The 23,844-nt window shown below is 73.6% G+C and carries 21 protein-coding genes and 2 tRNA genes; 21 read left to right on the top strand and 2 right to left on the bottom strand.

The genetic code is table 11. The features are described from left to right. The first annotated feature begins 54 nt into the window (after positions 1–54). The 11 genes from DNK53_RS08350 to DNK53_RS08300 all read left to right on the top strand — a co-directional run bounded on the left by DNK53_RS08350 (position 55) and on the right by DNK53_RS08300 (position 9,210). Positions 55–954 (top strand): alpha/beta hydrolase, encoded by a 900-nt coding sequence (locus DNK53_RS08350; protein WP_110181831.1) that lies wholly within the window; start codon positions 55–57, stop codon positions 952–954. A gap of 12 nt (positions 955–966) precedes the next feature. After that, the gene (locus DNK53_RS08345) at positions 967–1,473 is read left to right on the top strand and encodes a ribose-5-phosphate isomerase (protein ID WP_110181830.1); all 507 of its coding nucleotides are present in this window, start codon (positions 967–969) and stop codon (positions 1,471–1,473) included. Beyond that, positions 1,466–2,350: an Fpg/Nei family DNA glycosylase gene (locus DNK53_RS08340; protein WP_110181829.1), complete on the top strand. Its 885-nt coding sequence runs from the start codon at positions 1,466–1,468 to the stop codon at positions 2,348–2,350. The genes DNK53_RS08345 and DNK53_RS08340 overlap by 8 nt, the downstream gene beginning before the upstream one ends. Beyond that, positions 2,343–3,434 (top strand): PP2C family protein-serine/threonine phosphatase, encoded by a 1,092-nt coding sequence (locus tag DNK53_RS08335; protein ID WP_110181828.1) that lies wholly within the window; start codon positions 2,343–2,345, stop codon positions 3,432–3,434. Before DNK53_RS08340 ends, DNK53_RS08335 begins: the two co-directional genes overlap by 8 nt. Before the next feature lie 98 nt (positions 3,435–3,532). Continuing rightward, positions 3,533–3,606: transfer RNA gene (locus tag DNK53_RS08330), tRNA-Gly, on the top strand. Between the two features lie 35 nt (positions 3,607–3,641). Next, positions 3,642–3,714: transfer RNA gene (locus DNK53_RS08325), tRNA-Pro, on the top strand. A 74-nt stretch (positions 3,715–3,788) separates the two neighbouring features. Further along, positions 3,789–5,195, top strand: coding sequence for a trigger factor (tig, locus tag DNK53_RS08320; protein ID WP_110181827.1), 1,407 nt, complete (start codon positions 3,789–3,791; stop codon positions 5,193–5,195). Between the two features lie 274 nt (positions 5,196–5,469). Next, positions 5,470–6,084 carry an ATP-dependent Clp protease proteolytic subunit gene (locus tag DNK53_RS08315; RefSeq protein WP_110181826.1) on the top strand — a complete coding sequence of 205 codons (615 nt, stop codon included), beginning with the start codon at positions 5,470–5,472 and terminating at the stop codon, positions 6,082–6,084. A 3-nt stretch (positions 6,085–6,087) separates the two neighbouring features. After that, on the top strand, positions 6,088–6,696 hold the full coding sequence (locus DNK53_RS08310) for an ATP-dependent Clp protease proteolytic subunit (RefSeq protein ID WP_110181825.1): 609 nt from the start codon (positions 6,088–6,090) through the stop codon (positions 6,694–6,696). Positions 6,697–6,825: 129 nt separating this feature from the next. Beyond that, entirely contained in the window at positions 6,826–8,103 is a 1,278-nt protein-coding gene (gene clpX, locus DNK53_RS08305; protein WP_110181824.1) for an ATP-dependent Clp protease ATP-binding subunit ClpX, read from the top strand. A gap of 150 nt (positions 8,104–8,253) precedes the next feature. Then, positions 8,254–9,210: a hypothetical protein gene (locus tag DNK53_RS08300; protein ID WP_110181823.1), complete on the top strand. Its 957-nt coding sequence runs from the start codon at positions 8,254–8,256 to the stop codon at positions 9,208–9,210. 419 nt (positions 9,211–9,629) lie between these two features. On the opposite strand, the gene valS is transcribed toward DNK53_RS08300, so the two are convergent. Further along, complete coding sequence (gene valS / locus DNK53_RS08295) at positions 9,630–12,248, bottom strand: valine--tRNA ligase (RefSeq protein ID WP_110181822.1); 2,619 nt, start codon at positions 12,246–12,248, stop codon at positions 9,630–9,632. Between the two features lie 77 nt (positions 12,249–12,325). Here valS and DNK53_RS08290 point away from each other — a divergent pair, with 77 nt between their 5' ends. From DNK53_RS08290 to DNK53_RS08280, 3 genes are read left to right on the top strand one after another with little or no spacing between them, the layout of a single operon-like run. Next, a complete protein-coding gene (locus DNK53_RS08290; RefSeq protein WP_204163820.1) occupies positions 12,326–13,261 on the top strand; it encodes a GNAT family N-acetyltransferase in 936 nt (311 codons plus the stop codon). Next, on the top strand, positions 13,258–14,742 hold the full coding sequence (locus DNK53_RS08285; protein ID WP_110181821.1) for a bifunctional folylpolyglutamate synthase/dihydrofolate synthase: 1,485 nt from the start codon (positions 13,258–13,260) through the stop codon (positions 14,740–14,742). The genes DNK53_RS08290 and DNK53_RS08285 overlap by 4 nt, the downstream gene beginning before the upstream one ends. Continuing rightward, positions 14,739–15,197, top strand: a complete 459-nt coding sequence (locus DNK53_RS08280; RefSeq protein WP_239456429.1) for a DUF4233 domain-containing protein — start codon at positions 14,739–14,741, stop codon at positions 15,195–15,197. The genes DNK53_RS08285 and DNK53_RS08280 overlap by 4 nt, the downstream gene beginning before the upstream one ends. Before the next feature lie 13 nt (positions 15,198–15,210). Here the strand turns inward: DNK53_RS08280 and pdxR are convergent, their stop codons facing one another. Continuing rightward, complete coding sequence (gene pdxR, locus DNK53_RS08275; protein ID WP_110181820.1) at positions 15,211–16,623, bottom strand: MocR-like pyridoxine biosynthesis transcription factor PdxR; 1,413 nt, start codon at positions 16,621–16,623, stop codon at positions 15,211–15,213. A gap of 113 nt (positions 16,624–16,736) precedes the next feature. On the opposite strand from pdxR, the gene DNK53_RS08270 reads away from it, so the two are divergent. The 7 genes from DNK53_RS08270 to rodA all read left to right on the top strand — a co-directional run bounded on the left by DNK53_RS08270 (position 16,737) and on the right by rodA (position 23,734). Then, a complete protein-coding gene (locus DNK53_RS08270; RefSeq protein ID WP_239456428.1) occupies positions 16,737–17,420 on the top strand; it encodes a pyridoxamine 5'-phosphate oxidase family protein in 684 nt (227 codons plus the stop codon). Further along, positions 17,417–17,830 carry a nucleoside-diphosphate kinase gene (gene ndk / locus DNK53_RS08265; protein ID WP_110181819.1) on the top strand — a complete coding sequence of 138 codons (414 nt, stop codon included), beginning with the start codon at positions 17,417–17,419 and terminating at the stop codon, positions 17,828–17,830. Before DNK53_RS08270 ends, ndk begins: the two co-directional genes overlap by 4 nt. A gap of 139 nt (positions 17,831–17,969) precedes the next feature. Then, positions 17,970–18,998, top strand: a complete 1,029-nt coding sequence (locus tag DNK53_RS08260; RefSeq protein WP_204163818.1) for a rod shape-determining protein — start codon at positions 17,970–17,972, stop codon at positions 18,996–18,998. Next, positions 18,998–19,906, top strand: a complete 909-nt coding sequence (gene mreC / locus DNK53_RS08255; RefSeq protein WP_110181818.1) for a rod shape-determining protein MreC — start codon at positions 18,998–19,000, stop codon at positions 19,904–19,906. Before DNK53_RS08260 ends, mreC begins: the two co-directional genes overlap by 1 nt. Continuing rightward, positions 19,903–20,424 (top strand): rod shape-determining protein MreD, encoded by a 522-nt coding sequence (gene mreD / locus DNK53_RS08250; protein WP_110181817.1) that lies wholly within the window; start codon positions 19,903–19,905, stop codon positions 20,422–20,424. Before mreC ends, mreD begins: the two co-directional genes overlap by 4 nt. A gap of 5 nt (positions 20,425–20,429) precedes the next feature. Further along, a complete protein-coding gene (gene mrdA / locus DNK53_RS08245; RefSeq protein WP_239456427.1) occupies positions 20,430–22,544 on the top strand; it encodes a penicillin-binding protein 2 in 2,115 nt (704 codons plus the stop codon). Next, a complete protein-coding gene (gene rodA, locus DNK53_RS08240) occupies positions 22,541–23,734 on the top strand; it encodes a rod shape-determining protein RodA (protein ID WP_110181815.1) in 1,194 nt (397 codons plus the stop codon). Before mrdA ends, rodA begins: the two co-directional genes overlap by 4 nt. Positions 23,735–23,844 lie beyond the last annotated feature (110 nt).

Here is a 23,844-nt window from a genome sequence, read left to right as displayed (position 1 = left end):
CGTCCCGCACCCGCCAGCACCCCCGTCAGGACCCGTCAGCACGCAGGAGGAACGATGGCGCTCCACCCCCAGGCGAAGGCCGCGCTCGAGGAGTCGGCCGACGAGACGTCGGTCGCCGACCCGGCGTTCGACGTCGCCGCCGAGCGGGCCGCGGCGCACGCGGCGGCGCTCGTGGCGCCGCGCGAGCCCGTCGGCCAGGTCCTGGACCTCGTCGCCGACGGCGTGCCGGTGCGGTTCTACCGCCCCGACGCCGAGGAGCCGGCCGCCCTCGTGGTCCACCTGCACGGCGGCGGCTTCGTGCTCAACGACGTGGAGGTGCACGACCCCGCCGCCCGTCGGCTGGCCAACCGCTCCGGGCTCGCGGTGCTCAGCGTGGGGTACCGCAAGCCGCCAGAGCACCCCTTCCCGGCGGCCCCCGACGACGTCTCCACCGTCGTGCGCTGGCTGGGCGCGGGCGGGCTGGCCGAGCTGGGACTGCCGCCCCTGCTCCCGCTCGTGGCCCACGGCGACAGTGCGGGCGCCAACCTCGCGCTGGTCGCCGCCCTGCGCCACCCCGGCACCTTCGCCGCGACCGCCCTGATCTACCCGTTCCTCGACCCCGGGATGGCGGGGGAGTCCTACCGCACCGGGGCCGAGGGCTTCGACCCGGCCGAGGCGCGCTGGTACTGGGAGCAGTACGCCGCCCGCCCCGAGGACCTGCAGCACCCCGACCTGGCGCCGCTGCGCTCCGACCGGCTGCACACCCTGCCGCCGACGCTGGTGGTGACCGCCGAGCACGACCCGCTGCGCGACGAAGGGGAGCTGCTGGCCGCCCGTCTGTCCGACCTCGGCGTCGAGGTCGTGGGGACCCGCTACCTCGGGATGGTGCACGGCTTCTGGCGGCACGCGGACGCCTTCGACGCCGCGGAGCCGCTGATGCGGCAGGTGGCGGGCTTCCTGCGCCAGCACGTCTGAGAGGATCTGCCCATGCGCGTGCACCTCGGTTCAGACCATGCCGGCCTCGAGCTCAAGGACCACCTGATGAACTGGCTGGTGGACGCCGGCCACGAGGCCGTCGACCACGGGCCCTTCGTCTACGACGCGGTCGACGACTACCCGGTCTTCTGCCTGCGCGCGGCCGAGGCCGTCGCCGCGGAGCGGGCCGAGGGGCAGATGAGCCTCGGCGTCGTCATCGGCGGCTCGGGCAACGGCGAGCAGATCGCCGCCAACAAGGTCCTGGGCGTGCGCTGCGCCCTCGCGTGGTCGGAGGAGACGGCCGCGCTGGCCAAGGAGCACAACGACGCCAACGTGGTCTCGGTCGGCGGCCGGATGCACACGCTGGAGGAGATGACCCGCTTCGTCGAGGTCTTCCTCACCACGCCCTTCTCGGGCGACGAGCGGCACGTGCGCCGGATCGGCCAGATGTCCGACTACGAGCAGACCCGCGAGCTCCCTCCGCTGCCCGACTCCGCCCTCACCGGCCCGGATGCCTGAGGGTCACACACTCCGCCGCCTCGCGGACGACCTCTCCGCGGCCTTCGCGGGCCGGACGGTCGCCGCGAGCAGCCCGCAGGGCCGGTTCGCCGCCGAGGCGCGGCAGCTGGACGGGGCGACCCTGGTCGGGGCCGACTCCGCGGGCAAGCACCTCTTCGTCGAGCTCGAGGGCGACCGCTTCGTCCACGTGCACCTGGGGCTCTACGGCAGCTTCGCCGTGCACGCCGACGTCCCCGTGGTCCCGCCGCCGATCGGGCAGGTGCGCCTGCGCCTGGTCGCCGACCGCGGAGCCGGCTCCTCGGCGTACGCCGACCTGCGCGGCGCCACCCGCTGCGACCTGGTCGGTCGCGGGGCCGTGGCCGAGACGCTGGCCCGCCTCGGTCCCGACCCGCTGCGCCCCGACGCCGACCCCGAGCTCGCCTGGGAGCGGGTCCGGCGCAGCCCCCGCCCGGTCGGCGACCTGCTGATGGACCAGGCCGTGCTGGCCGGCGTCGGCAACGTCTACCGCGCCGAGGTCCTCTTCCGGCAGCGGCTGCACCCCCTGCGTCCCGGCCGGACCCTGCGACGCGGCCAGTTCCGCGCGGTCTGGGACGACCTGGTGGGGCTGATGGCCGAGGGCGTGCGGCTCGGCCGCATCGACACGGTCCGGCCCGAGCACACCCCCGAGGCGATGGGCCGTCCGGCCCGGCGCGACGACCACGGGGGCGAGGTCTACGTCTACCGGCGTGCCGGTCAGCCGTGCCTCGTGTGCGGGAGGGCCGTGCGCACCGACGTCCTCGCCGGCAGGAACCTCTTCTGGTGCGCGCGGTGCCAGCCGCGTTTCAGGTCGCGAGCCCTAGGCTCGGGGGAACCCACCCCTGAGGACACCCATGGCTGAGCCGAGCTCGGTGCTGGCCGCGTCCACCCGACGCGTCCGGCAGCACTACCAGAGGGCCGTGCGCACCGGCATGTCCGAGCAGCTGGTGCTCCTCGTCGTCGTGACCCTGCTGATGGCCGCGGCCATCATCGGGCTGCCGAACGCCGCGCCGCTGATCCTGCTCGTCGTCCCGATGGTGATCTCCAGCCTCCTGCTGGGCCCGCGCCAGCTGCCGTGGTTCATCGTCTTCGTCCTGCTCACCCTCGCCGTCACGGTCACCCAGCAGCCGACGATCACGCTGCGGGTGGCGGTCAGCGTGATGGTGATGTTCGGGCTGGGGTTCATCGTCCTGCTCGGCTCGTTCCGGCGCTCCCGCCTCGGGGTTGCCGGGGTGATGGGGGAGTCGATGCTGGTCGACCTGCGGGACCGGATCCTCAAGCAGGGCGCGATCCCGCCCCTGCCGCCGCGCTGGCACGTCGCCTGGGAGCTGCGCTCCGCGGGCGGGACGCCGTTCGCCGGCGACTTCGTCGTGGCGAGCCGCTCCACCCCGGAGCGGCTGGAGGTCGCGGTCGTCGACGTCTCCGGCAAGGGCGAGGACGCCGGCACGCGCGCCCTGCTCCTGTCGGGCGCCTTCGGCGGCCTGCTCGGCGCGATGGCGCCGGCCGACTTCCTGCCCGCGGCCAACGCCTACCTCCTGCGCCAGGACTGGGAGGAGGGGTTCGCCACGGCCGTGCACCTCTCCCTGGAGCTGTCCACGGGTCGCTACGAGCTCCGCTCCGCCGGGCACCCGCCCGCGGTCGTCCACGACGCGGGCAACGGACGCTGGGGCGTGGTGGAGCCGCAGGGCCCGCTGCTCGGCCTCATCGACGGCGCCGAGTACCCCGCGGCGACCGGCCGGCTGCGTCCCGGCGACGCGATGCTGCTCTACACCGACGGGCTGGTCGAGGACCGCGGCCTCGACATCGCGCTGGGCATCGACCGGATGCTCGGCCGCGCGGAGCGGATCCTGCGCGGGGACTTCGAGGACGGCGCGGCCCGGCTCATCGACAGGCTGGGGGCCCCCGACGACGACCGGGCCCTGCTGATGGTGCACCTGCGCCCCTGATCGGGTGCTGGACGGCCCCGCCTCGGTTGTGGCCCGGGGTCCGTGGTGTGGCACCATGGCGTCGCGCCTGGCGACGGGAGACTGCCGCGAGCGCGCAGGCGGATGTAGCTCAATGGTAGAGCCCCAGTCTTCCAAACTGGCTACGCGGGTTCGATTCCCGTCATCCGCTCCAAGGCGCCCCTGACCGACCCGGCCGAGGGCACTTGGCGGGGCGTAGCGTAGTGGCTAGCGCGCCTGCTTTGGGAGCAGGAGACCGCAGGTTCGAGTCCTGTCGCCCCGACTCTCCCTGCACGTACCCGCACGACCAGCACGAATCAACACCCGAGACGATCCACCGATGAATGGAGACCACCTGTGAAGAGCGCCGTCGAGAACTTGAGCCCGACCCGGGCCAAGCTGACTGTCGAGGTGCCCTTCGAGGAGCTCAAGCCGAGCCTCGACGCGGCGTACAAGAACATCGCCAAGCAGATCAACGTCCCCGGCTTCCGCCGCGGCAAGGTCCCGCCGGCCGTGATCGACCGCCAGGTCGGCCGCGGCGTCGCGCTGGACGAGGCGGTCAACCAGGTCGTCCCCGCCAAGTACATCGAGGCGATGCAGGAGAACGGCCTCGAGCCGCTCGCCCAGCCCGAGATCGAGGTGACCCGGCTCGAGGACGGCGAGGTGCTCGAGTTCTCCGCCGAGGTCGACGTCAAGCCGCAGTTCGACCTGCCCGACTACGAGGGCGTCCAGGCCGAGGTCGAGGACACCGTCGTCACCGACGAGGACGTCGAGGAGCAGGTCCAGGCCCTGCGCGAGCGCTTCGGCACCCTGGTTGACGTCGACCGGGCCGCGGCCGACGGCGACTTCGTGACCATCGACCTGCGTGCCGACCAGGACGGCGAGACCGTCGAGGGCGGCGAGGTCGCCGGGATGTCCTACAAGGTGGGTCGCGGCGGCATGCTCGACGGCCTCGACGAGGCGCTGGTCGGCATGGCCGCCGGCGACGAGAAGACCTTCTCCTCCCAGCTGGTCGGCGGCGACCTCGTGGGCCTTGACGTCGAGGTGACCGTCAAGGTGACCGGCGTCCAGGAGCAGCAGCTCCCCGAGCTCGACGACGAGTTCGCCCAGCTGGCCTCCGAGTTCGACACCGTCGAGGAGCTCACCGCCGACGTGCGCGAGCGGCTGGGCCGGGGCAAGCGCCTGGAGCAGGCCGCCGCCGCCCGGGACGCCGTGCTCGAGGCGCTGCTGGAGAAGGTCTCGATCCCGCTCCCCGACACGCTGGTCACCGACGAGCTCAACGCCCGCCGCCAGAACGTCGAGCAGCAGCTCGCCTACGCCGGCATGACGATGGAGAAGTACCTCGAGGACGAGGGCCAGACCCAGGAGGAGTTCGAGGCCGACCTCGACCGCCGGGTCCGCGACGCCGTCACCGCCCAGTTCCTGCTCGACGCGATCGCCAAGAAGGAGGAGCTGGGGGTCGACCAGAACGACCTCTCCCAGCACATGGTGATGCGGGCCCAGCAGTCCGGCCAGGACCCGCAGGAGTTCGCCAACCACATGTTCGAGCACAACCACATCCCCGAGCTCGTGCAGGAGATCCTGCGGGGCAAGGCGCTGGCCCGGGTCGTCGAGGCGGCCGAGGTCAAGGACGCCTCGGGCCAGGTCGTGGACCTGAAGAACCTGCGTCCCGACGGCACCGTCGGCGAGCCGGAGGCCGAGGCCGCCGAGGGCGAGACCCCCCAGGCTGCCGAGGCCGACGAGAAGGCCTCCTCGGAGGACTGAGCACCCGCACCACCACGACGAGTCCCCGTCCGGGCTCCGACCCCACGAGGTCGGCCCTGGCGGGGGCTCCGTCGTTTCCGCCCCCTTTCGCTCGGTAGTCCCCCACGTCCTGACCACGGTCGACGGCGTGTCGCGGGTCAGAACGTGAGGGACTGTCCGGGAGGGGTGTGCGCTGTGGGCGAACAGGGGCCGATATGCCGTGGAACTGTCGGAGCCACGGGCTAGGGTCACTGGCGTGAACCCGAACTCCAGTGCCTCCCTGACGACGCCGCAGATGAACGGCGGTGCTTCCTACGGGCTCGACGACCACATCTACCAGCGCCTCCTCAAGGAGCGGATCGTCTTCCTCGGCTCCGAGGTCCGCGACGCCAACGCGAACGCGATCTGCGCCCAGCTCCTCCTGCTCTCGGCGGAGGACCCCGAGGCCGACATCTTCCTCCACATCAACAGCCCGGGTGGCTCGGTGGACGCGGGGATGGCGATCTACGACACGATGAACTACATCCCCAACGACGTCGCGACCGTGGGCATGGGCCTGGCCGCCTCGATGGGCCAGTTCCTCCTCTGCGCCGGCACCAAGGGCAAGCGCTACGCCCTGCCGCACGCGCGGATCATGATGCACCAGCCCTCCTCGGGCATGGGCGGCTCCGCGTCGGACATCAAGATCCAGGCCCAGCAGTCGCTGCACATCAAGCGGGTGCTGCTCGACCTGATCGCCCAGCACACCGGCCAGAGCGTCGAGCAGGTCGAGGCGGACGCCGACCGCGACCGCTGGTTCACCGCCGAGCAGGCCCGGGAGTACGGGCTGGTCGACCAGGTGATCAAGAGCGCCCGCGAGGCCGCCGACGAGGGCCGGCCGGCCCACTCCTCCGACTCCGACAAGGACTGACGCATGAACTACTACATCCCGCAGTGGGAGGAGCGGACCTCCTACGGGTTCCGCCGCATCGACCCCTACGCGAAGCTCTTCGAGGAGCGCATCATCTTCCTCGGCTCGCCGATCTCCGACGACGTGGCCAACGCCGTCATGGCGCAGCTGCTCTGCCTGGAGACGATGAACCCCGACCAGGACATCTCGATCTACATCAACTCGCCGGGCGGCTCGTTCACGGCGCTGACCGCGATCTACGACACGATGCGGTTCATCAAGCCCGACGTGCAGACGGTCTGCCTCGGCCAGGCGGCCTCGGCCGCCGCGATCCTGCTCGCCGCGGGCACCCCCGGCAAGCGGATGGCGCTGCCCAACAGCCGCATCCTCATCCACCAGCCCTACACCGAGGGCACGTTCGGCCAGACCTCCGACATCGAGATCCAGGCCAACGAGATCCTGCGGATGCGCGAGCTGCTGGAGAAGATGATCGCCGAGCACAGCGGCAAGGACCTCGAGACGGTCAGCCGCGACATCGAGCGCGACAAGATCCTCACGGCGGCCCAGGCGGTCGACTACGGTCTGATCGACTCGGTGCTGGAGCCCCGCTCCAGCGCCCTCGCGCTCGGCTGAGCCGAGCCGGACACACGCACGACGTCGGTCTCCGTGTCCCGCCCCGTGACGGGGCGGGTACGGGGTACCGTCTAGGAGTTTCGAAGCACGTTGCCGGGTCCGCCCGGCCGAACCGGAGGATGATCGCCCGTGGCACGCATCGGTGACGGCGGCGACCTGTTGAAGTGCAACTTCTGCGGGAAGAGCCAGAAGCAGGTCAAGAAGCTCATCGCCGGGCCCAACGTGTACATCTGCGACGAGTGCATCGAGCTCTGCAACGAGATCATCGAGGAGGAGCTGGCCGAGGGCACCGAGGTCGGCCTCGAGGAGCTGCCGAAGCCGAAGGAGATCTTCGAGTTCCTCAACTCCTACGTGATCGGCCAGGAGCACGCCAAGAAGTCGCTCGCGGTCGCGGTCTACAACCACTACAAGCGCGTCCAGGCCGGGCTGAGCACGCCGGGCAAGCACCACAAGGACGAGGTCGTCGAGGTCGCGAAGTCCAACATCCTCGTCATCGGCCCGACCGGCTGCGGCAAGACCTACCTGGCCCAGACGCTGGCCCGCATGCTCAACGTGCCGTTCGCCATCGCGGACGCGACCGCGCTGACGGAAGCGGGCTATGTCGGCGAGGACGTCGAGAACATCCTGCTCAAGCTGATCCAGGCGGCCGACTACGACGTCAAGAAGGCCGAGACCGGGATCATCTACATCGACGAGATCGACAAGGTGGCCCGCAAGGCCGAGAACCCGTCGATCACGCGGGACGTCTCTGGCGAGGGCGTCCAGCAGGCGCTGCTCAAGATGCTCGAGGGGACCACCGCGTCGGTGCCCCCGCAGGGCGGGCGCAAGCACCCGCACCAGGAGTTCATCCAGATCGACACCACCAACATCCTCTTCATCGTGGGAGGCGCGTTCGCCGGGCTCGAGCACATCGTGGAGCAGCGGGTGGGCAAGAAGTCCCTCGGCTTCACCGCGGAGGTGCGGGGCGAGGCCGAGCGCGAGGCCGAGGACCTGATGGCCCAGGTGCGCCCCGAGGACCTGACCAAGTTCGGGCTGATCCCCGAGTTCATCGGGCGGCTCCCGCTCATCGCGAGCGTGAGCAAGCTCGACACCGAGGCGCTCGTGCAGATCCTCACCGAGCCCCGCAACGCGCTGGTCAAGCAGTACCAGCGCCTCTTCGACCTCGACGGGGTCGAGCTCGAGTTCACCGACGGAGCCATCGCCGCGATCGCGGAGAAGGCGCTGGAGCGGGGGACCGGAGCCCGAGGGCTGCGCGCCATCATCGAGGAGGTCCTGCTCCACGTGATGTACGACGTCCCGTCCCGCGGGGACGTCGCCAAGGTGATCGTGAGCTCCGAGGTCGTGCGTGGCGAGGCCACTCCGACCCTCGTCCCGCGCGAGCCCGAGAAGAAGAAGCGCTCGGCCTGACCGGTTCGGCCTGACCGGTTCGGCGTGACCCGTCCGGCTGGGTCCACCTAGTCATTTGTGACCATTTGGTCCCGACGACCGTGATGACCGGCGCGGACCGCCCCACAATGGGGGAGTCAGACTCTCTCGGGACGGAAGTGGGGCCAGCGCATGAGTGCCGAGCACAAGCGTCCGCTGATGGCGTTCTTCGCCGTGACCGTGCTGTGTGCCCTGTTCCTGGGTCACGCGGTGCGCAGCGAGGCGATCGTCGGTGTGCTCCGCGCGCTGCCCGGGCCGGCCGCCGTGCTCGGCCACGACCCCCGGGACGTCGCACCCGACGGTCCCCCGGCGCGAGCGCTCGACCGCGAGGACGAGAGTGCCCCGGTGGCGGAGGTCGAGGTCGCGGCGTCCCCGTCGGGCGCAGCCGACCGTGGCCCTGCGGTCGTGGAGATCACGCGCCGCTCGACGCAGACGAAGATCCGCCGGGCACCCCGGACCGTTCCTCGGGCGCCCCGGATGTCCGAGCCGCCCGTGGCGCCACCGGTCACGCCGCAGCTGCCCGTCCCGACCGCGACGCCCACTCCGCTCCCCGCGCTGCCGACGCCGACGGTCTCGCTGCCGACGCACCCGGTGCACCCCACGTTGCCCGCCCGGCCCACGCTGCCCGTCCGGCCCACGCTGCCGCCGCGCCCGACTCTGCCGCCCACGACTCGTCCGACGCTGCCGCCCACGACTCGTCCGACGCTGCCGCCCACGACCCGTCCGGTCATCCCGCTGCCCGCGCGGCCGACGCCTGCGGCGCCGACCTGGGCCCGCAAGCCGGTTCGGCCGGCCCCGACGCCCGCGGTGCCGTCGCCGACCGCTCGACCCACCCTCCCGGCGACCCCCGCCCTCCCGGTGCGTCCCCCCGTCTGGCTGCCGACTCCCGGACCACGCCCGGGCACCCCTGCCTCGGCCGGTCAGCGCTGGGCGACGCCCAGCCCCGCACCGACCCCGGCCGCCACGCCGTCCGCCACCCCCTCCGCTGCCCCGGCCGCGCCGCTGGCGACGCCGAGGATGCCCGGACAAGACCTCGGACAGGTCGTCGGCCCGCCCTCGCGTGGTCCGCAGCACCCCGGCCGCGGCTGACCCACGTCCGCCCCTGACGCACGTCCGCCCCTGACGTACGCGCGACCCTCACGCACGCGCGTCCCTGACGCACGCGCGCGGAGTACGGCCGCGGGCGCGGACGCGTCCGCGTCGTCGCCGGGCAGGCGAGTGACGACCCCGGTCCCGGGCTCACGTGGAGGGACCGGACCCGGGCCAGCGGGGCACGGTTCCTCGGAGCGTCGGTGGGTGCTCCCGCCGTGAACTTGGCTCGGGTTCCTGCGGGTTGGCTCGGCGTGCAAGGGGCACGAACTTCAGCGATCCCCGCTCAGGCGGGGATTCCAGGCGGGGGATTCCAGGGGGGATCCCGGCGGGGCGGCCGCGGAGCCGAGGGGGCTCCGCGACCGACCCGGTGCCGAGTGGCGGGCGGGTGAGCGAGCGGGCGGGCGGACGCCGGGCGGTCAAGCCTCGGGCGTCGGGGCCAGCTCGGCCTCGACCTGGATCTCTTGGGCCGCGTCGTCGACGACGAACTCCAGCTCGCCGGTGATCTTGCCGGCCTTGCGCAGGTCGTCGGCGGCCGACTCGGCACCCGCGACGAGGGCGGCCGGGCCGGAGACGCGCACGCGGGACAGCTCGTGGCGCATGGAGACCTTCGCCTTGGACTTGGCGCCCCGGACGCCGGCGAGGGCGGCGGCGACCCCGGCGAGCGACTGCGGGTCCGCGGCCGCCGCCGAGCCGAGCTCGAGCGGGGTCGGCCAGGCCTGGGTGTGCACGGAGCCCTCCCGCCACCACGACCAGACCTCCTCGGTCGCGTAGGGCAGGAACGGGGCCAGCAGGCGCAGCTGGACGTGCAGGGCCACCGCGAGGGCCGCCCGGGCCGACTCCGTGGCGGGGCCGCCCTCCTCGGCGTACGCGCGCTCCTTGACCAGCTCGACGTAGTCGTCGCAGAACTCCCAGAAGAAGCGCTCGGTCACCTCCAGCGCGGTGGTGTAGTCGTAGGCCTCGAACGCCTCGGTCGCGACGCGGACCACCGACGCGAGACGGCCCATGAGGGCGCAGTCGACCGGCTCGGAGACGGTCACCGGGCTGGGGTTCGTGGCGCCCACGCTGGACAGGACGAACTTCGCGACGTTGAGCACCTTCATGGCCAGCCGGCGGCCGACCTTCATCTGCGTCTCGTCGAAGGGGGAGTCGAGGCCCGGTCGGGCGAGGGCGGCGCGCCACCGCACCGCGTCGGCACCGAACTTCTCCAGGATCTCGGTCGGGACGACGACGTTGCCCTTGGACTTCGACATCTTCTTGCGGTCGGGGTCGAGGATCCAGCCCGACAGCATGGCGTGCGACCACGGCGTGACGCCGTTCTCGAAGTGGGAGCGGACCACGCGGGAGAAGAGCCAGGTGCGGATGATGTCGTGGCCCTGGGTGCACAGGTCCATGGGGAAGACGCGCGAGAAGAGGTCGTCGTCGGTGCCCCACTGGCCCGCGATGTGCGGGGTCAGGGAGGAGGTGGCCCACGTGTCCATCACGTCGGGGTCGCCGAGGAAGCCGTTCGGCTTGCCGCGCTGGCCCTCCTCGTAGCCGCGCGGGGCGTCGGTCGACGGGTCGACCGGCAGCTCGGCCTCGCTCGGCAGCAGCGGGTGGTCGTAGTCGGGCTCGCCCTCGGCGTCCAGCGGGTACCAGACCGGGAAGGGGATGCCGAAGAACCGCTGCCGGCTGATCAGCCAGTCGCCGTTGAGGCCGCCGACCCAGTTGTCGTAGCGGTGCTTCATGTGCTCGGGCAGCCACTGGATCTCGGCGCCGCGCGCCAGCATCTCCTCGCGCAGCTCGGTGCTGCGGCCGCCGTTCGTGACGTACCACTGGCGGGTGGAGACGATCTCCAGCGGCTTGTCGCCCTTCTCGTAGAAGTTGGCCATCCGCTGGGTGGGCCTGGGGTCGCCGACCAGGTCGCCGGTCTCGCGGAGCTTGGCGACCATCGCCTCCCGGGCGGAGAAGACCGTCTTGCCCGCCAGATCGTCGAAGTGCGCCGCGGCCTCGTCGGCCGCCAGCCAGGCGGGCGTCTCGCGGGTGAAGCGACCGTCGCGGCCGATCACGGTGCGCACGGGCAGCTGGAGCTCGCGCCACCACTGGACGTCGGTGAGGTCGCCGAAGGTGCAGCACATCGCGATGCCCGCGCCCTTCTCCATCTCGGCGGCCGGGTGGGCCACGACCGGGACCTCGACGCCGAAGACCGGCGAGGTGACGGTGGTGCCGAAGAGCGGCTGGTAGCGCTCGTCGTCGGGGTGGGCGATCAGCGCGACCACCGACGGGATCAGCTCGGGCCGGGTGGTCTCGATCTCCACGGTGCCGCCGTCGGGCCGGTGAAAGGCGACGCGGTGGTAGGCGCCGGCGTACTCCCGGGCCTCGAGCTCGGCCTGGGCGACCGCCGTCTGGAAGGTGACGTCCCACAGCGTCGGGGCCTCCTGAAGGTAGGCCTCGCCGCGCGCGAAGTTGCGCAGGAACGCGCGCTGGCTCACCGCCCGGGCCCGCGTGCCGACCGTCGTGTACTGGTGGTCCCAGTCGACCGAGAGGCCCAGGGTCCGCCACAGCTGCTCGAAGACCTTCTCGTCCTCCTGGACCAGCTGGTCGCAGAGCTCGACGAAGTTGGGCCGGCTGACCGGCACCTGCCGCTTGGGGTCGGGCTTCTCGGGCGGGGTGAAGTCGGCGTCGTAGGGGAGCGACGGGTCGCAGCGCACGCCGTAGAAGTTCTGCACGCGTCGCTCGGTGGGCAGGCCGTTGTCGTCCCAGCCCATCGGGTAGAAGACGCTCTTGCCGGTCATCCGCTGGTAGCGCGCGACGAGGTCGGTGTGGGTGTAGGAGAAGACGTGGCCGACGTGCAGGGAGCCGCTCACCGTGGGCGGCGGCGTGTCGATCGAGTAGACGTTCTCCCGCGGCTGGGTGCGGTCGAAGCGGTAGGTGGCGTCGTCCTTCCACCGCTGGGACCACTTGGCCTCCAGACCCTCCAGGGCCGGCTTGTCCGGTACGACGACGTCGCGCGGGGCCGGCGTCGTCGTGGACAGGTCGGGGGTCTGGTTCTCAGTCATGGAGGGGAGTCTATGAGCGGGCGGGACGGGCGACTAAATGAGTTCTCACGCGCGGGCGCCGCTCCTACGCTGCCGGGGTGAGCGCCGCCCGCGTGGAGATGTTCGACGACCCTGCCGCCTTCCTCGCGGCGGCGGGGGAGCACCTCGCCGCCGACCCCGTGGTCGGCACGGTGCTGACCACCCGGGTGGTCCGGGCCGTCGCGGAGGTCGCCGCCGGCGTCGCCCAGGACCCGCGGAGCTGGTACGCCGTCGCGCGCGACGCGGGCGGCGCCGTCCGCGGGGCCGCCATGCGCGCCGTCCCCTCCGGGGCGCGCCCCGTCTACGTGCTCCCGATGCCCGGGGCGGCCGCCAGGGCGCTGGCCCGCCTGCTGCACGAGCGCGGCGAGGAGGTGCACGCGGTCAACGGGGCCCTGCCGGCCGCCCGGGTGGTGGCGGAGGAGACCGCGCGGCTGACCGGGGGCGCGGGGGTGGAGGTGCGGCTCCGCACGCGGCTGATGCAGCTCACCCGTCCGCCGGCCGACGTGCCGGTGCCGCCGGGTCGGCTCCGCCCCGCCCGCGCCGACGAGGTGGACCTCTGCCTGGCCTGGTTCGCCGAGTTCGCCGCCGACGCCGACCGGCAGGCGGGGCGCGGGTCCGGCCACGTGCCGGTCACCGAGGACCGCGACTCGATGCTCCGCAACCGGGTCCTGCCCGGGCGCCTGCTGCTCTGGGAGGACCCCTCGGGGGAGGTGGTGCACCTGACCGGCGTCAACGCCCCCGCCCTCGGGGTCGCGCGGATCGGGCCCGTCCACACCCCCGAGCGGCACCGCGGGCGGGGCCTGGCCGCGGCGGCCGTCGCGGAGGTGTCGCGCCGGCTGCTCGCCGACGGGGTCCGCCCGTGCCTCTTCACCGACGCCGACAACCCGGTCTCGAACGCGCTCTACGAGCGGCTGGGCTTCGAGCCGGTCGCGGAGACCGCCGACCTCGCGGTGCGGCCCGGCCCGGGGGAGGGCCCTAGACTCGGGACATCATGACCGAGTCTGCGCAGCCCCGTCCCGCCGAGACCTTCGCGGAGGCGGAGGACGCCCTCCTCTCGCGCTGGCCCGAGACCCGGCTCGAGCCCTCGCTCGACCGGATCCAGGCCTTCACCGAGCTGCTCGGCGACCCGCAGCGCGCGTTCAAGGTCGTGCACCTCACGGGGACCAACGGCAAGACCTCCACCTCCCGGATGGTCGACACCCTGCTGCGCGCCCTCGAGCTGCGCACCGGCCGGTTCACCAGCCCGCACGTCGAGAAGATGTCGGAGCGGATCAGCATCGACGGCGAGCCGCTGGACGACGAGGCCTTCGTCCGCGCCTTCAACGACGTGGCGCCGTACACGCACCTGGTCGACGCCGAGCAGGACCACCCGCTCTCCTTCTTCGAGACGGTCGTGGGGATGGCGTACGCCGCCTTCGCCGACGCCCCGGTCGACGTCGCGGTGGTCGAGGTCGGGATGGGCGGCTCGTGGGACGCCACCAACGTGGTCGAGGCCGACGTGGCGGTGGTGCTCCCGGTCGCCGTCGACCACGCCCAGTACCTCGGCCCCGACGCGGTCTCCATCGCCGCCGAGAAGGCCGGCATCATCAAGCCCGGCAGCACCGCGGTCCTCGCCGCGCAGACCCCCGAGGTGGCCGCCGTCCTGGTCGAGCGGGCCCGGGAGGTGGGCGCCGACCTCGTGCTCGAGGGCGTCGACTTCGGCGTCCTGTCGCGGGTGCCCGGCGTCGGAGGCCAGATGGTCTCGCTGCAGGGCCTGCGCGCCCGGTACGACGACGTCTTCCTGCCCCTGCACGGCGCCCACCAGGCGCAGAACGCCGCCGTGGCGCTCGCCGCCGTCGAGGCGCTGACCGGCGACGCCCCGCTCGACGAGGACCTGGTCCGCGCCGCCTTCGGCGAGGTCACCTCGCCCGGCCGGCTCGAGGTGATCCGCCGCTCGCCGACGATCGTGCTCGACGCCGCCCACAACCCGGCCGGTGCCGAGGCGACCGCGGCGGCCCTGGCCGACTCGTTCTCCTTCTCCCCGCTGGTCGGCGTGGTCGCGGTGATGGGCGACAAGGACCACGAGGGGCTGCTCGCGGCGTTCGAGCCGCACCTGGCCCACGTCGTGGTCACCCAGAGCTCCACGCCGCGCGCGATGCGGGCCGAGGCGCTCGGCGAGGCGGCGGTGCAGGTCTTCGGCCAGGACCGGGTGACCGTCGTCCCGCGCTTGGCCGACGCGATCGACCGCGCCGCGGCGCTGGCCGAGACCGGGCAGTCCTTCGGCGAGTCGGTGGGGTCGGGGGCGGTCCTGGTCACCGGCTCGGTGGTCACCGTGGGAGAGGCCCGCGCCATGCTGCGCCCCGCGGCTCCCCGCGGCACCCCCCGGGCCCGGCTCGTCACCGGCGGCACGGGCGACGAGGCGCTGCGCCGGCTCGGCCGCGAGACCGACGACCCCGACGGTGACGACGCGGCGACCGGGGCGGAGGACGACGCGTGAGCGCCGAGGCCCCGACGCCCCGCGTCGCCGAGCCCAACACCGAGCGGTCGCCGCGACGCGGCATGTGCGCGGCCGTGCTCGGCCTCGAGGCGATCGCCCTCGGGCTCACCACCCCGGTGATGATCACCCTGGCCGACGTGCCGACGGGCACGGCCCTCGCGATCGGGCTGGGCCTCGCCCTGGCCTCGCTGCTGCTCGCCGGCATGCTGCGCGCGGAGTGGGCCTACCGGGCGGGCTGGGCGATCCAGGTGGCGGCCGTCGGGCTCGGCTTCGTGGTCCCGATGATGTTCCTGCTCGGCGGCATCTTCGCCGGCCTGTGGGGCGCGGCCGACTGGCTGGGCCGCAAGATCGAGCGCGAGCGGGCCGAGGCCTGGCGGGCCTACCGGGCGGGCGAGCAGCCGGCGGGTCCCGCCCCGACCGGTCCCGACCAGGGCGGGCCGGCGCAGGGGGACTGACCCCGCGAGGGCGTCAGCGCGCGAGCGAGCGCGCCAGCACCTCGAGCGCGCGGTCGAGCTGGTCGTCGTCCGGCCCGCCGAAGCCCACCACGAGGCCGGTCAGACCGCTGTCCCGGCAGTAGTCGGCCAGCAGGTTGACCCGGAAGCCGGCCGCCCGCGCGTCGGCCACGGCCCGCACCGCCCGGTCGTGGGGGAGCAGCCAGGTCGAGTACATCCCGGCCACCGGCCCCGCCAGCTCGGCGTGGGGCTCCAGCGCGGCCACCACCCGCGGTGCCCGCTCGGCGTACACGCGGCGGGCGCTGCGGACCACCGCGTCGACGTAGCCGTCGCGCAGCAGCGCCCAGAAGGCGCGCTGCACCGGCCAGGCCGGGACGTCGTGGGTGATCCGCCGGTGCTCGTCGACCCGCTCGCGCAGCGCCGGCGGGACGACCATCCAGCCCAGCCGGAGCGAGGGGAGGACCGACTTGGAGGCCGTGCCGAGGTAGGCGACCGTCTCCGGGTCGAGGGAGGCCAGCGCGGGCACCGGCGCGACGTCGTAGCGGAACTCGGAGTCGTAGTCGTCCTCCACCACCACCGCGTCCGTGCGACGGGCCGCCTCCAGCAGCGCCAGCCGGTGGGTGGCCGGCATCAGGTGGCCCAGCGGGTGCTGGTGGGCTGGGGTGACGTACGCCGCGACGGCTCCGGCCAAGCGCTCGGCAAGGCGCTCGGCCAGCCGGTCGACCGGGGCGTCGGCCGACGACAAGCGGGGGGGCAGGTCGAGCACCTCGCGCCCGGCCGCCCGCACGGTCAGGACGGCGGCCCGGTAGCCGGGGTCCTCGGCGGCGACCGGGCCGGGGGGCAGGGCGGTGAGCAGCTGGCGCAGCCCGGTGGTGGTGCCCGAGGTGAGGAGCACGTCGTCGGGGTCGACCCGCAGGCCGCGGACCCGGGCGAGGCGCTCGGCCAGGGCGGCCCGCAGCTGCGGGAGACCGCGCGGGTCGTCGTACCCACGCGGCGGGCGGGCCGCGGCGACCTCCCGCCAGGCGCGGCGCCAGGCCGCGTCGTGCCGTCGGTCGACCCACGGGGTCCCCGCGTCCATCTGGATGAGCCGGGAGAGGTCGTCGGGGGCGGCGGGAGGGGGCGCCGCGGCGGTGTGCGGCGCGGGGCCGCGCGGTGCGGTGCCCGGCAGCGAGAGGTGGGGCCGCTCGGCCACCCAGCTGCCCGAGCCGCGCCGGGCCGAGAGCCACCCCTCGGCCCGCAGCTGGTCCCACGCCTGCTCCGCCACCGCCCGGGAGACGCCCAGGTCGGCCGCCAGGGCGCGGGTGCTGGGCAGCCGGGTGCCGGGGGCCAGGCGTCCCGCGACCACCAGGCGCCGGACCTGGTCGGCCAGCTGGGTCCCCAGCGGGCGCGGGTCGTCGCGGTCGAGGGTGAGCGCGAGGGCGGGACCCACGGGGACCTCCCGGTCAGGTGACGGCGGCTGGGCACGGACCCGGACAAGTGGCTGGTGCAAATGTCTCGGAAATGGCCCATGACGCCGGGCCACTCGGGCGCCAGCATAGGGCCGTGAACGAGACCGCCGTGACCGCCGCCGCCCCGCTCGAGCCCACCGCCCGGACCCGCGCCTCCCGCGGACGCCACCGGGTCGTGACCGATCGCGCCCGGATGCTCGCGCTGCTCCGGGACGCCCAGGTGGCCCACGTGGGCGTGACGGTGGGCGACCACCCGGTGGTGCTGCCCACGGCGTTCGCCGTGGACCCCGACGGCCCCGACCGCGACGGCTCGCTCTACCTGCACGGCTCGGTCGCGGCCGGCTGGCTCGGCGCCGCCCGGGGCGCGCAGGTGTGCGTCACCGTCACCGAGCTGGACGGCCTCGTGGTCGGCAGGTCGGCGTTCCACCACTCGATGAACTACCGGTGCGCGGTCGTGATCGGCGCTGCCCGGGTGGTCGACGACCCCGCGGAGCGGCAGCGCGCCCTGGACCTGGTCGTCGACCACATGGTCCCGGGGCGGGCCGCCACGCTGCGGCCCAGCACCCGCAAGGAGCTGGCGGCCACGGTGGTGCTCGCGGTGCCCCTGCACGAGGCGTCGATGAAGGAGCGCCAGGGGGCGCCCGTCGACGACCCGGCCGACGTGGCGGCGGGTGGATGGGGCGGCCACGTCCCGGTACGGCGCGTCGTGGGGGCCCCGGTCGCCGACGCCGACGCCGTGGGCCCGGTCCCCGACGAGGTGGCTAGGCTGCGCGCATGACCCAGCGCACCCTCGTCCTGCTCAAGCCCGACGCCGTCAAGCGCGGCCTGGTGGGGGAGATCCTGTCCCGGTTCGAGGCCAAGGGCCTCTCCCTGGTCGCGATGGAGCTGCGGACGATCGACTCCACGCACTCCGACGGGCACTACGCCGAGCACGTCGAGCGCGACTTCTACCCGCCCCTGCGCGACTTCGTGACCAGCGGGCCGCTGGTCGCGGTGGTGCTCGAGGGCGACGAGGCCGTCGACGTCGTCCGCCTGCTCAACGGTGCGACCGACGGCCGCAAGGCGCTGCCCGGCACGATCCGGGGCGACCTCTCGCTGTCCAACCGCGAGAACCTCGTGCACGGCTCCGACAGCCCCGAGTCGGCGGCCCGCGAGATCGCGCTCTGGTTCCCCGGGCTCGCCGACTGACCCCGCGGCCACGCGCGACCTCCCGCGCGTGTCCTGCCGAGATCCGGCCGTCGCGCTCCCTACGCTGAGTCCCGGGCCACACCCGTCGCACGACGGGTCGTGGCGCTTCCCCACCGGCGACCAGTGAAGGCACCTGCGCATGGCGAACAGCGTCATCGGCCGCGACATGGCGGTCGACCTCGGCACCGCCAACACGCTGGTCTACGTGCGCGGCAAGGGCGTCGTCCTCGACGAGCCCAGCGTGGTGGCGATGAACACCGGCACCGGCGAGGTGCTGGCGGTCGGCCACGAGGCGAAGCGGATGATCGGCCGGACCCCCGAGTCGATCGCGGCGATCCGGCCGCTCAAGGACGGCGTCATCGCCGACTTCGACGCCACCGAGCAGATGCTGCGCTACTTCATCCAGCAGGTGCACCGTCGGCGCTACTTCGCCAAGCCGCGCATGGTGATCTGCGTGCCCAGCGGCATCACCGCGGTGGAGCAGCGGGCCGTCAAGGAGGCGGGCTACCAGGCCGGCGCGCGCCGCGTCTACATCGTCGAGGAGCCGATGGCCGCCGCGATCGGCGCCGGGCTGCCGGTCCACGAGGCGACCGGCAACATGGTCGTCGACGTCGGCGGCGGCACCACCGAGGTCGCGGTCATCTCCCTGGGCGGCATCGTCACCAGCCTCAGCGTCCGCACCGCCGGCGACGACCTCGACCAGGCGATCATGGCGTGGATGAAGAAGGAGTACTCCCTCATGCTGGGGGAGCGCACCGCCGAGGAGGTCAAGATGACCCTCGGCTCGGCCTTCCCGCTGCCCGAGGAGCCCGAGGCCGAGATCCGCGGCCGCGACATGGTCTCCGGCCTGCCCCGCACCGTCGTGGTCTCCAGCGCCGAGGTCCGGCACGCGATCGAGGAGCAGGTCACCGACATCGTCGACGCCGTGCGGGCCACCCTGGACCAGACCCCGCCCGAGCTGGCCGGCGACATCATGGACCGGGGCATCGTGCTGACCGGCGGGGGCGCGCTGCTGCGCGGCCTCGACGAGCGGCTCCGTCACGAGACGGGGATGCCGGTCCACGTCGCCGAGCACCCCCTCGAGTCCGTGGCCTTCGGCGCCGGCCGCTGCGTCGAGGAGTTCGAGGCCCTCCAGCAGGTCCTCGTCTCCGACCCGCGGAGGACCTGATGGCCCCCCTCGACCGGGAGCGCCGCTGGCGCGGCCTCGACGACGGGCCGCGGCCGAGCCGGTCCACGCTGGTCGCGCTCGTGCTGGCCGCCGCGACCCTGATGACCCTCGACCAGTCCACCGGGGACGACTCCCCGGTCGAGCTCCTGCGCACCGGGGTCGGGGAGGCGTTCGCCCCCGTGGAGTCGGTGACGTCGGCGGCCGTGCGGCCGTTCACGGCGGTCCCCTCCTGGTTCCGGGCCAAGGACGAGCTGCGCCGCGACATCCGCGAGCTGGAGGCCGAGAACGCCGCGCTGCGCGAGCAGGTCGCCACCACCGACTTCGACCGCAACCGCCTCGCCGAGTTCGACGGCCTGACCCGGGCCGCCGCCGACCTCGGCCGCAGCCTCGTGCCCGCCCGCGTCGTCGGCTACGGCCCCGCCCAGTCCTTCACCCGCACCGTCACCCTCGACGCCGGCTCCGAGGCCGGGCTGCGGCCCGACATGACCGTCGTCAACGACGACGGCCTCGTGGGCCGCGTCGTCCGGGTCACCCAGCGGCACGCGACCGTGCTGCTCGTCGTCGACGCCGAGTCGACCGTCGGCGGCCGGATCGGCTCCTCCATGGAGCTCGGCTTCCTGCGCGGCGGCGAGGACGGCACCCTCGACCTCGAGCTGGTCGACCAGAAGGTGGTGCCGGCCCAGGGCGACACCGTGGTCACCTGGGGCAGCGACGGCGCCGGTCCCTACGTCGCCGGGGTCCCGGTCGGCCGCGTCACCGACGTCTTCGCCAGCGTCCGCGAGCAGTCGCAGCGTGCCGTGATCGAGCCCTTCGTCGACTTCTCCGCCCTCGACGTGGTCGGCGTGGTCGTCCCCGAGGGGACCGGCAGCGACCGCGCGGTGGTCCGCGCCGACGGGCGGATCGGATGAACCCGACCCGCGCCGCCGCCGGCCTGCTCGCCGTCCTGGTCGCCCTCGCGCTCCAGGTCTCCTTCTTCCCGCACCTCGCGTGGCAGGGCGTGGTGCCCAACCTCGTGCTGCTCGTCGTCGTCGCGGCGGCCCTCTCCCGCGACGCCGGCTACGCCCTCCCGCTCGCCTTCGTGGCCGGCGTCCTGCTCGACCTCGCCCCGCCCGCCGACCACGTCGCCGGCCGCTGGGCGCTCGCCCTGGTCCTGGTCGCGTGGGTGGCCGCCCGGGTGCGCCCCGACACCCGGCCCTCGACGGCCGTCGTGCTCGCCTGCGTGGCGGCCTGCTCGTTCGTCGGCACCTCCGTCTTCGCCCTCACCGGCCTGCTGCTGGGCGAGCCGGTGGGCTCCGTCCCCGAGATCCTCGGCGTCCTCGGCGTGGCGGTCCTGTGGGACCTGCTGCTCACCCCCTTCGTCCTCCCGGTCACGATGCGGCTGCTCGACAGGATGGGCGCGACGGGGCGGGAGAGGGCCGTGGCCTGATGGCCGTGACCCGGTCCGAGCGCAGCCGCCTGCGCCTGCTCGTGGTGCAGGCGCTGGTCTTCTCGCTCTTCGCCACCCTCTTCGTCCGCCTCTACTACCTCCAGGTCGTCGGCGGCGAGGGCTACCAGGCGCAGGCGGCCGACCAGTCGGTGCGCGACATCGTGGTCCAGCCGCAGCGCGGCCTGGTGGTCGACGCGATGGGCCGCCCGCTGGTCGCCAACCGTCTCTCCTGGGTGGTCTCGGTGGACCGCAGCGTGCTCGCCAAGCTCGGCGAGGAGGAGCGCGGCCAGCTCGTCGAGCGGGTCGCCGCCGTCGTCGGCCAGAAGCCCGGCCAGGTCGAGCGCAAGCTGCTGGACTGCGGCGACGAGGGGGCCCGGGCGGGTGTCTGCTGGAACGGCTCGCCCTTCCAGCCGGTGCCGGTGGCCACCGACGTCGAGCAGGCCGTGGCCCTGCGGGTGCTCGAGCAGCCCGAGGACTACCCCGGCGTGATCGCCGAGCAGCAGCACGTCCGCGCCTACCCGCGGCCCCACGGCGTCAACCTCGCCCACGTGCTCGGCTACCTGAGCCCGATCACCGAGGCCGAGTTCGACCGCGCGAGCGAGGCCGACGACCGCTCCCTCAACGGCGCCTCGGTGGTCGGCCGCGCCGGGGTGGAGAAGCAGTACGACGCGTGGCTGCGCGGGATGCCGGGCTACCGGCGCGTGGCGGTGGACTCCATGGGCCGGGTCAAGGGCGACGCCGGCGAGGTGACGGCCACCCCGGGCGACACCCTGGTCACCTCGATCGACGCCAAGGTCCAGGGCGTGGTCGAGCGCGAGCTGGCCCGGTCGATCGCCTTCCAGCGCACCCAGGTCGACAAGGTCACCGGACGCCCCTACGAGGCGGACGCCGGCGCCGCCGTGGTGCTGGAGACGCAGACCGGCCGCGTGGTCGCGATGGCCAGCCAGCCGACGTACGACCCCGACCTCTGGGTCGGCGGGATCAGCGAGAAGGACCTCACCCGGCTCTACTCCGAGGAGGCCGGGACCCCGCTGCTCTCCCGGGCCACCCAGGGCCAGTTCGCCCCGGGCTCGACGTGGAAGCCGTTCATGTCCGCCGCCGCCCTCGGCAACGGCTACAGCACCGACGCGGCGCTGCCCTGCTCCTCGGGCTTCCAGGTCGGCAACCGGGTCTTCAAGAACTTCGAGTCGGGCGCTCACGGCACCATCGGCTTCGCCCGGGCCCTCGAGGTCTCGTGCAACACCTTCTTCTACCGGATCGGCTACGACTACTGGCAGCGGTTCGGCTCCGACGTCGCCGACGTGGAGGCTCGCGACCCGCTGGTCGAGGGCGCCAAGGAGTGGGGCTTCGGCGCCGAGACCGGGGTCGACCTGCCGGGGGAGGCGCCGGGGCGGATCGCCGACCGGGCCTGGAAGCGCTCCTACTACGAGTCGCAGAAGGACTACTACTGCGGCCTCGCCGGCAAGCCGCAGGACGCCGAGACCTCCGACTTCGTCTACAGGTTCGCCCGCGAGTTCTGCGTCGAGGGGTTCGCCTACCGGGCCGGCGACGCGGTCAACTTCTCCATCGGCCAGGGCGACACCATCGTCACCCCGCTCCAGCTCGCCCGGGCCTACGCCGCCCTCGGCAACGGCGGCGTCCTCTACGAGCCGCGCGTCGGCAAGGCCGTGGTCAGCCCCGACGGCACGGTGCTGCGCCGGATCCCGCCGCGCAAGCAGGGTCGGGTCGAGGCGTCGAAGCAGACGCTGGCCTACCTCGACGAGGCGCTCAAGGGCGTCTCGACGCGGGGCACGATGAACTGGCGGCTGATCGGCTTCCCGCTCGACCGGGTCCAGATCCGCTCGAAGACCGGCTCGGCCGAGGTCTACGGCAAGCAGACCACCGGCTGGGTCGCCTCCTACACCGAGGACTACACGGTCGTGATGATGATCAGCCAGGGCGGCACCGGCTCCGGCAGCGTCGGCGAGTCGATCCGCACGATCTGGGAGGCGCTCTACGGCGTCGAGGGTGACCAGGTGGTGCCGCGCAAGGCGGCGATCCCCGGCGGGAAGCCCCCGGAGAAGCTCCCCTCCTTCCAGCCCGACGGGACCATCCTGCCGCCGGCGCGGAGGTCGTCGTGAGCGGCCCCGGCACCCCGCGCCCGAGGGGGTCGCTGCGCGCGCCCGGCCTCGACTGGGTGCTCCTGCTCGCCGTCGCGGGGCTGCTGGTGGTCGGCACGCTCATGGTCTGGTCGACCACGTCGGGCCGCGACCTGCTCACCGGCGGCGACTCCACGGCGTACCTGCGCAAGCAGCTGGTCAACGTCGCGATCGGCGTCGTCCTGCTCGTCCTCGTCACCGCCACCGACCACCGCTGGGTGCGGATCCTGGCACCGCTGGTCTACCTGGCCTCGGTCGTCGGGCTGGTGCTGGTCCTGCTGATGGGCTCGACGATCAACGGCTCCCGGTCGTGGCTCCAGCTGGGCGGGATGTCGGTGCAGCCCTCGGAGTTCGCCAAGCTCGCCGTCGTCGTCGGGATGGCCCTGCTCGTCGCCGAGCGGACCGAGGGCAGCTGGCGCCGCTCCGTGGGCACCGTCGACGTGGTGGGGATGCTCCTGATCGCGGGGATCCCCGCGGCGCTGATCATGGGGCAGCCCGACCTCGGGACGATGCTCGTCCTCACCGCCACGGTCTTCGGCGTGCTCGCCGTGGCGGGGGCGCCCCGCCGCTGGCTGGCCGGCCTCGTGGTGGCCGGCGTCGCCACCGCCGCGCTGGCGGTGAGCGGGGGATTCCTCAAGGAGTACCAGCTCGCCCGCTTCATGGCCTTCACCAATCCCGACCTCGACCCGCGGGGCGCCGGCTACAACACCGAGCAGGCCCGGATCGCGGTGGGCAACGGCGGGCTCTTCGGCCAGGGGCTCTTCGACGGTTCCCAGACGCAGTCGGGGTTCGTGCCCGAGCAGCACACCGACTTCGTCTTCACCGCCGTGGGGGAGGAGCTCGGGCTCGTGGGCGCCGGGCTCGTCATCCTGCTCACGGGCGTGGTGATCTGGCGGGCGCTGGCGATCGCGGGGGCCACCGACGACATGTTCGGCCGGGTCGCCGCGGCGGGGATCGCCTGCTGGTTCGGCTTCCAGGCGTTCCAGAACGTGGGGATGTGCCTGGGCATCATGCCGGTCACCGGCGTGCCGCTGCCGTTCGTCTCCTACGGCGGCTCCTCGGTCTTCGCGGGGATGCTCGCGGTCGGGCTGCTGCAGAACGTGCACCTGCGGGCGAGCGCCGGGCTGCCCACCCGCTTCCTCGCCCCGGCCCGGGTGCTGTCGGCGCGCTGAACGTCGTCGGCCGCCCCGCCCCGGTCGCGGCCTGTGCCGTCGGCCGCGTCGGCGGCTGCGTCGTCGCCTGCGCCTCCCCGGGGGTTCCCGCGTAGGCTTGGCCGGTCGTC

The organism is Nocardioides solisilvae (assembly GCF_003194625.1).
GTDB classification, from domain to species: domain Bacteria; phylum Actinomycetota; class Actinomycetes; order Propionibacteriales; family Nocardioidaceae; genus Nocardioides; species Nocardioides solisilvae.
This window is presented reverse-complemented; position numbering and strand designations above follow the sequence as displayed.

Bases quoted from the DNA above. Each gene is read 5' to 3' on its own strand.
- valS (WP_110181822.1), bottom strand. From the start codon at position 12,248: ATGACTGAGAACCAGACCCCCGACCTGTCCACGACGACGCCGGCCCCG.
- ndk (WP_110181819.1), top strand. From the start codon at position 17,417: ATGACCCAGCGCACCCTCGTCCTGCTCAAGCCCGACGCCGTCAAGCGC.
- DNK53_RS08315 (WP_110181826.1), top strand. From the start codon at position 5,470: ATGAACGGCGGTGCTTCCTACGGGCTCGACGACCACATCTACCAGCGC.
- DNK53_RS08345 (WP_110181830.1), top strand. From the start codon at position 967: ATGCGCGTGCACCTCGGTTCAGACCATGCCGGCCTCGAGCTCAAGGAC.
- DNK53_RS08260 (WP_204163818.1), top strand. From the start codon at position 17,970: ATGGCGAACAGCGTCATCGGCCGCGACATGGCGGTCGACCTCGGCACC.
- mreC (WP_110181818.1), top strand. From the start codon at position 18,998: ATGGCCCCCCTCGACCGGGAGCGCCGCTGGCGCGGCCTCGACGACGGG.
- DNK53_RS08350 (WP_110181831.1), top strand. From the start codon at position 55: ATGGCGCTCCACCCCCAGGCGAAGGCCGCGCTCGAGGAGTCGGCCGAC.
- DNK53_RS08310 (WP_110181825.1), top strand. From the start codon at position 6,088: ATGAACTACTACATCCCGCAGTGGGAGGAGCGGACCTCCTACGGGTTC.
- DNK53_RS08300 (WP_110181823.1), top strand. From the start codon at position 8,254: ATGAGTGCCGAGCACAAGCGTCCGCTGATGGCGTTCTTCGCCGTGACC.
- DNK53_RS08335 (WP_110181828.1), top strand. From the start codon at position 2,343: ATGGCTGAGCCGAGCTCGGTGCTGGCCGCGTCCACCCGACGCGTCCGG.
- mreD (WP_110181817.1), top strand. From the start codon at position 19,903: ATGAACCCGACCCGCGCCGCCGCCGGCCTGCTCGCCGTCCTGGTCGCC.
- DNK53_RS08340 (WP_110181829.1), top strand. From the start codon at position 1,466: ATGCCTGAGGGTCACACACTCCGCCGCCTCGCGGACGACCTCTCCGCG.
- DNK53_RS08285 (WP_110181821.1), top strand. From the start codon at position 13,258: ATGACCGAGTCTGCGCAGCCCCGTCCCGCCGAGACCTTCGCGGAGGCG.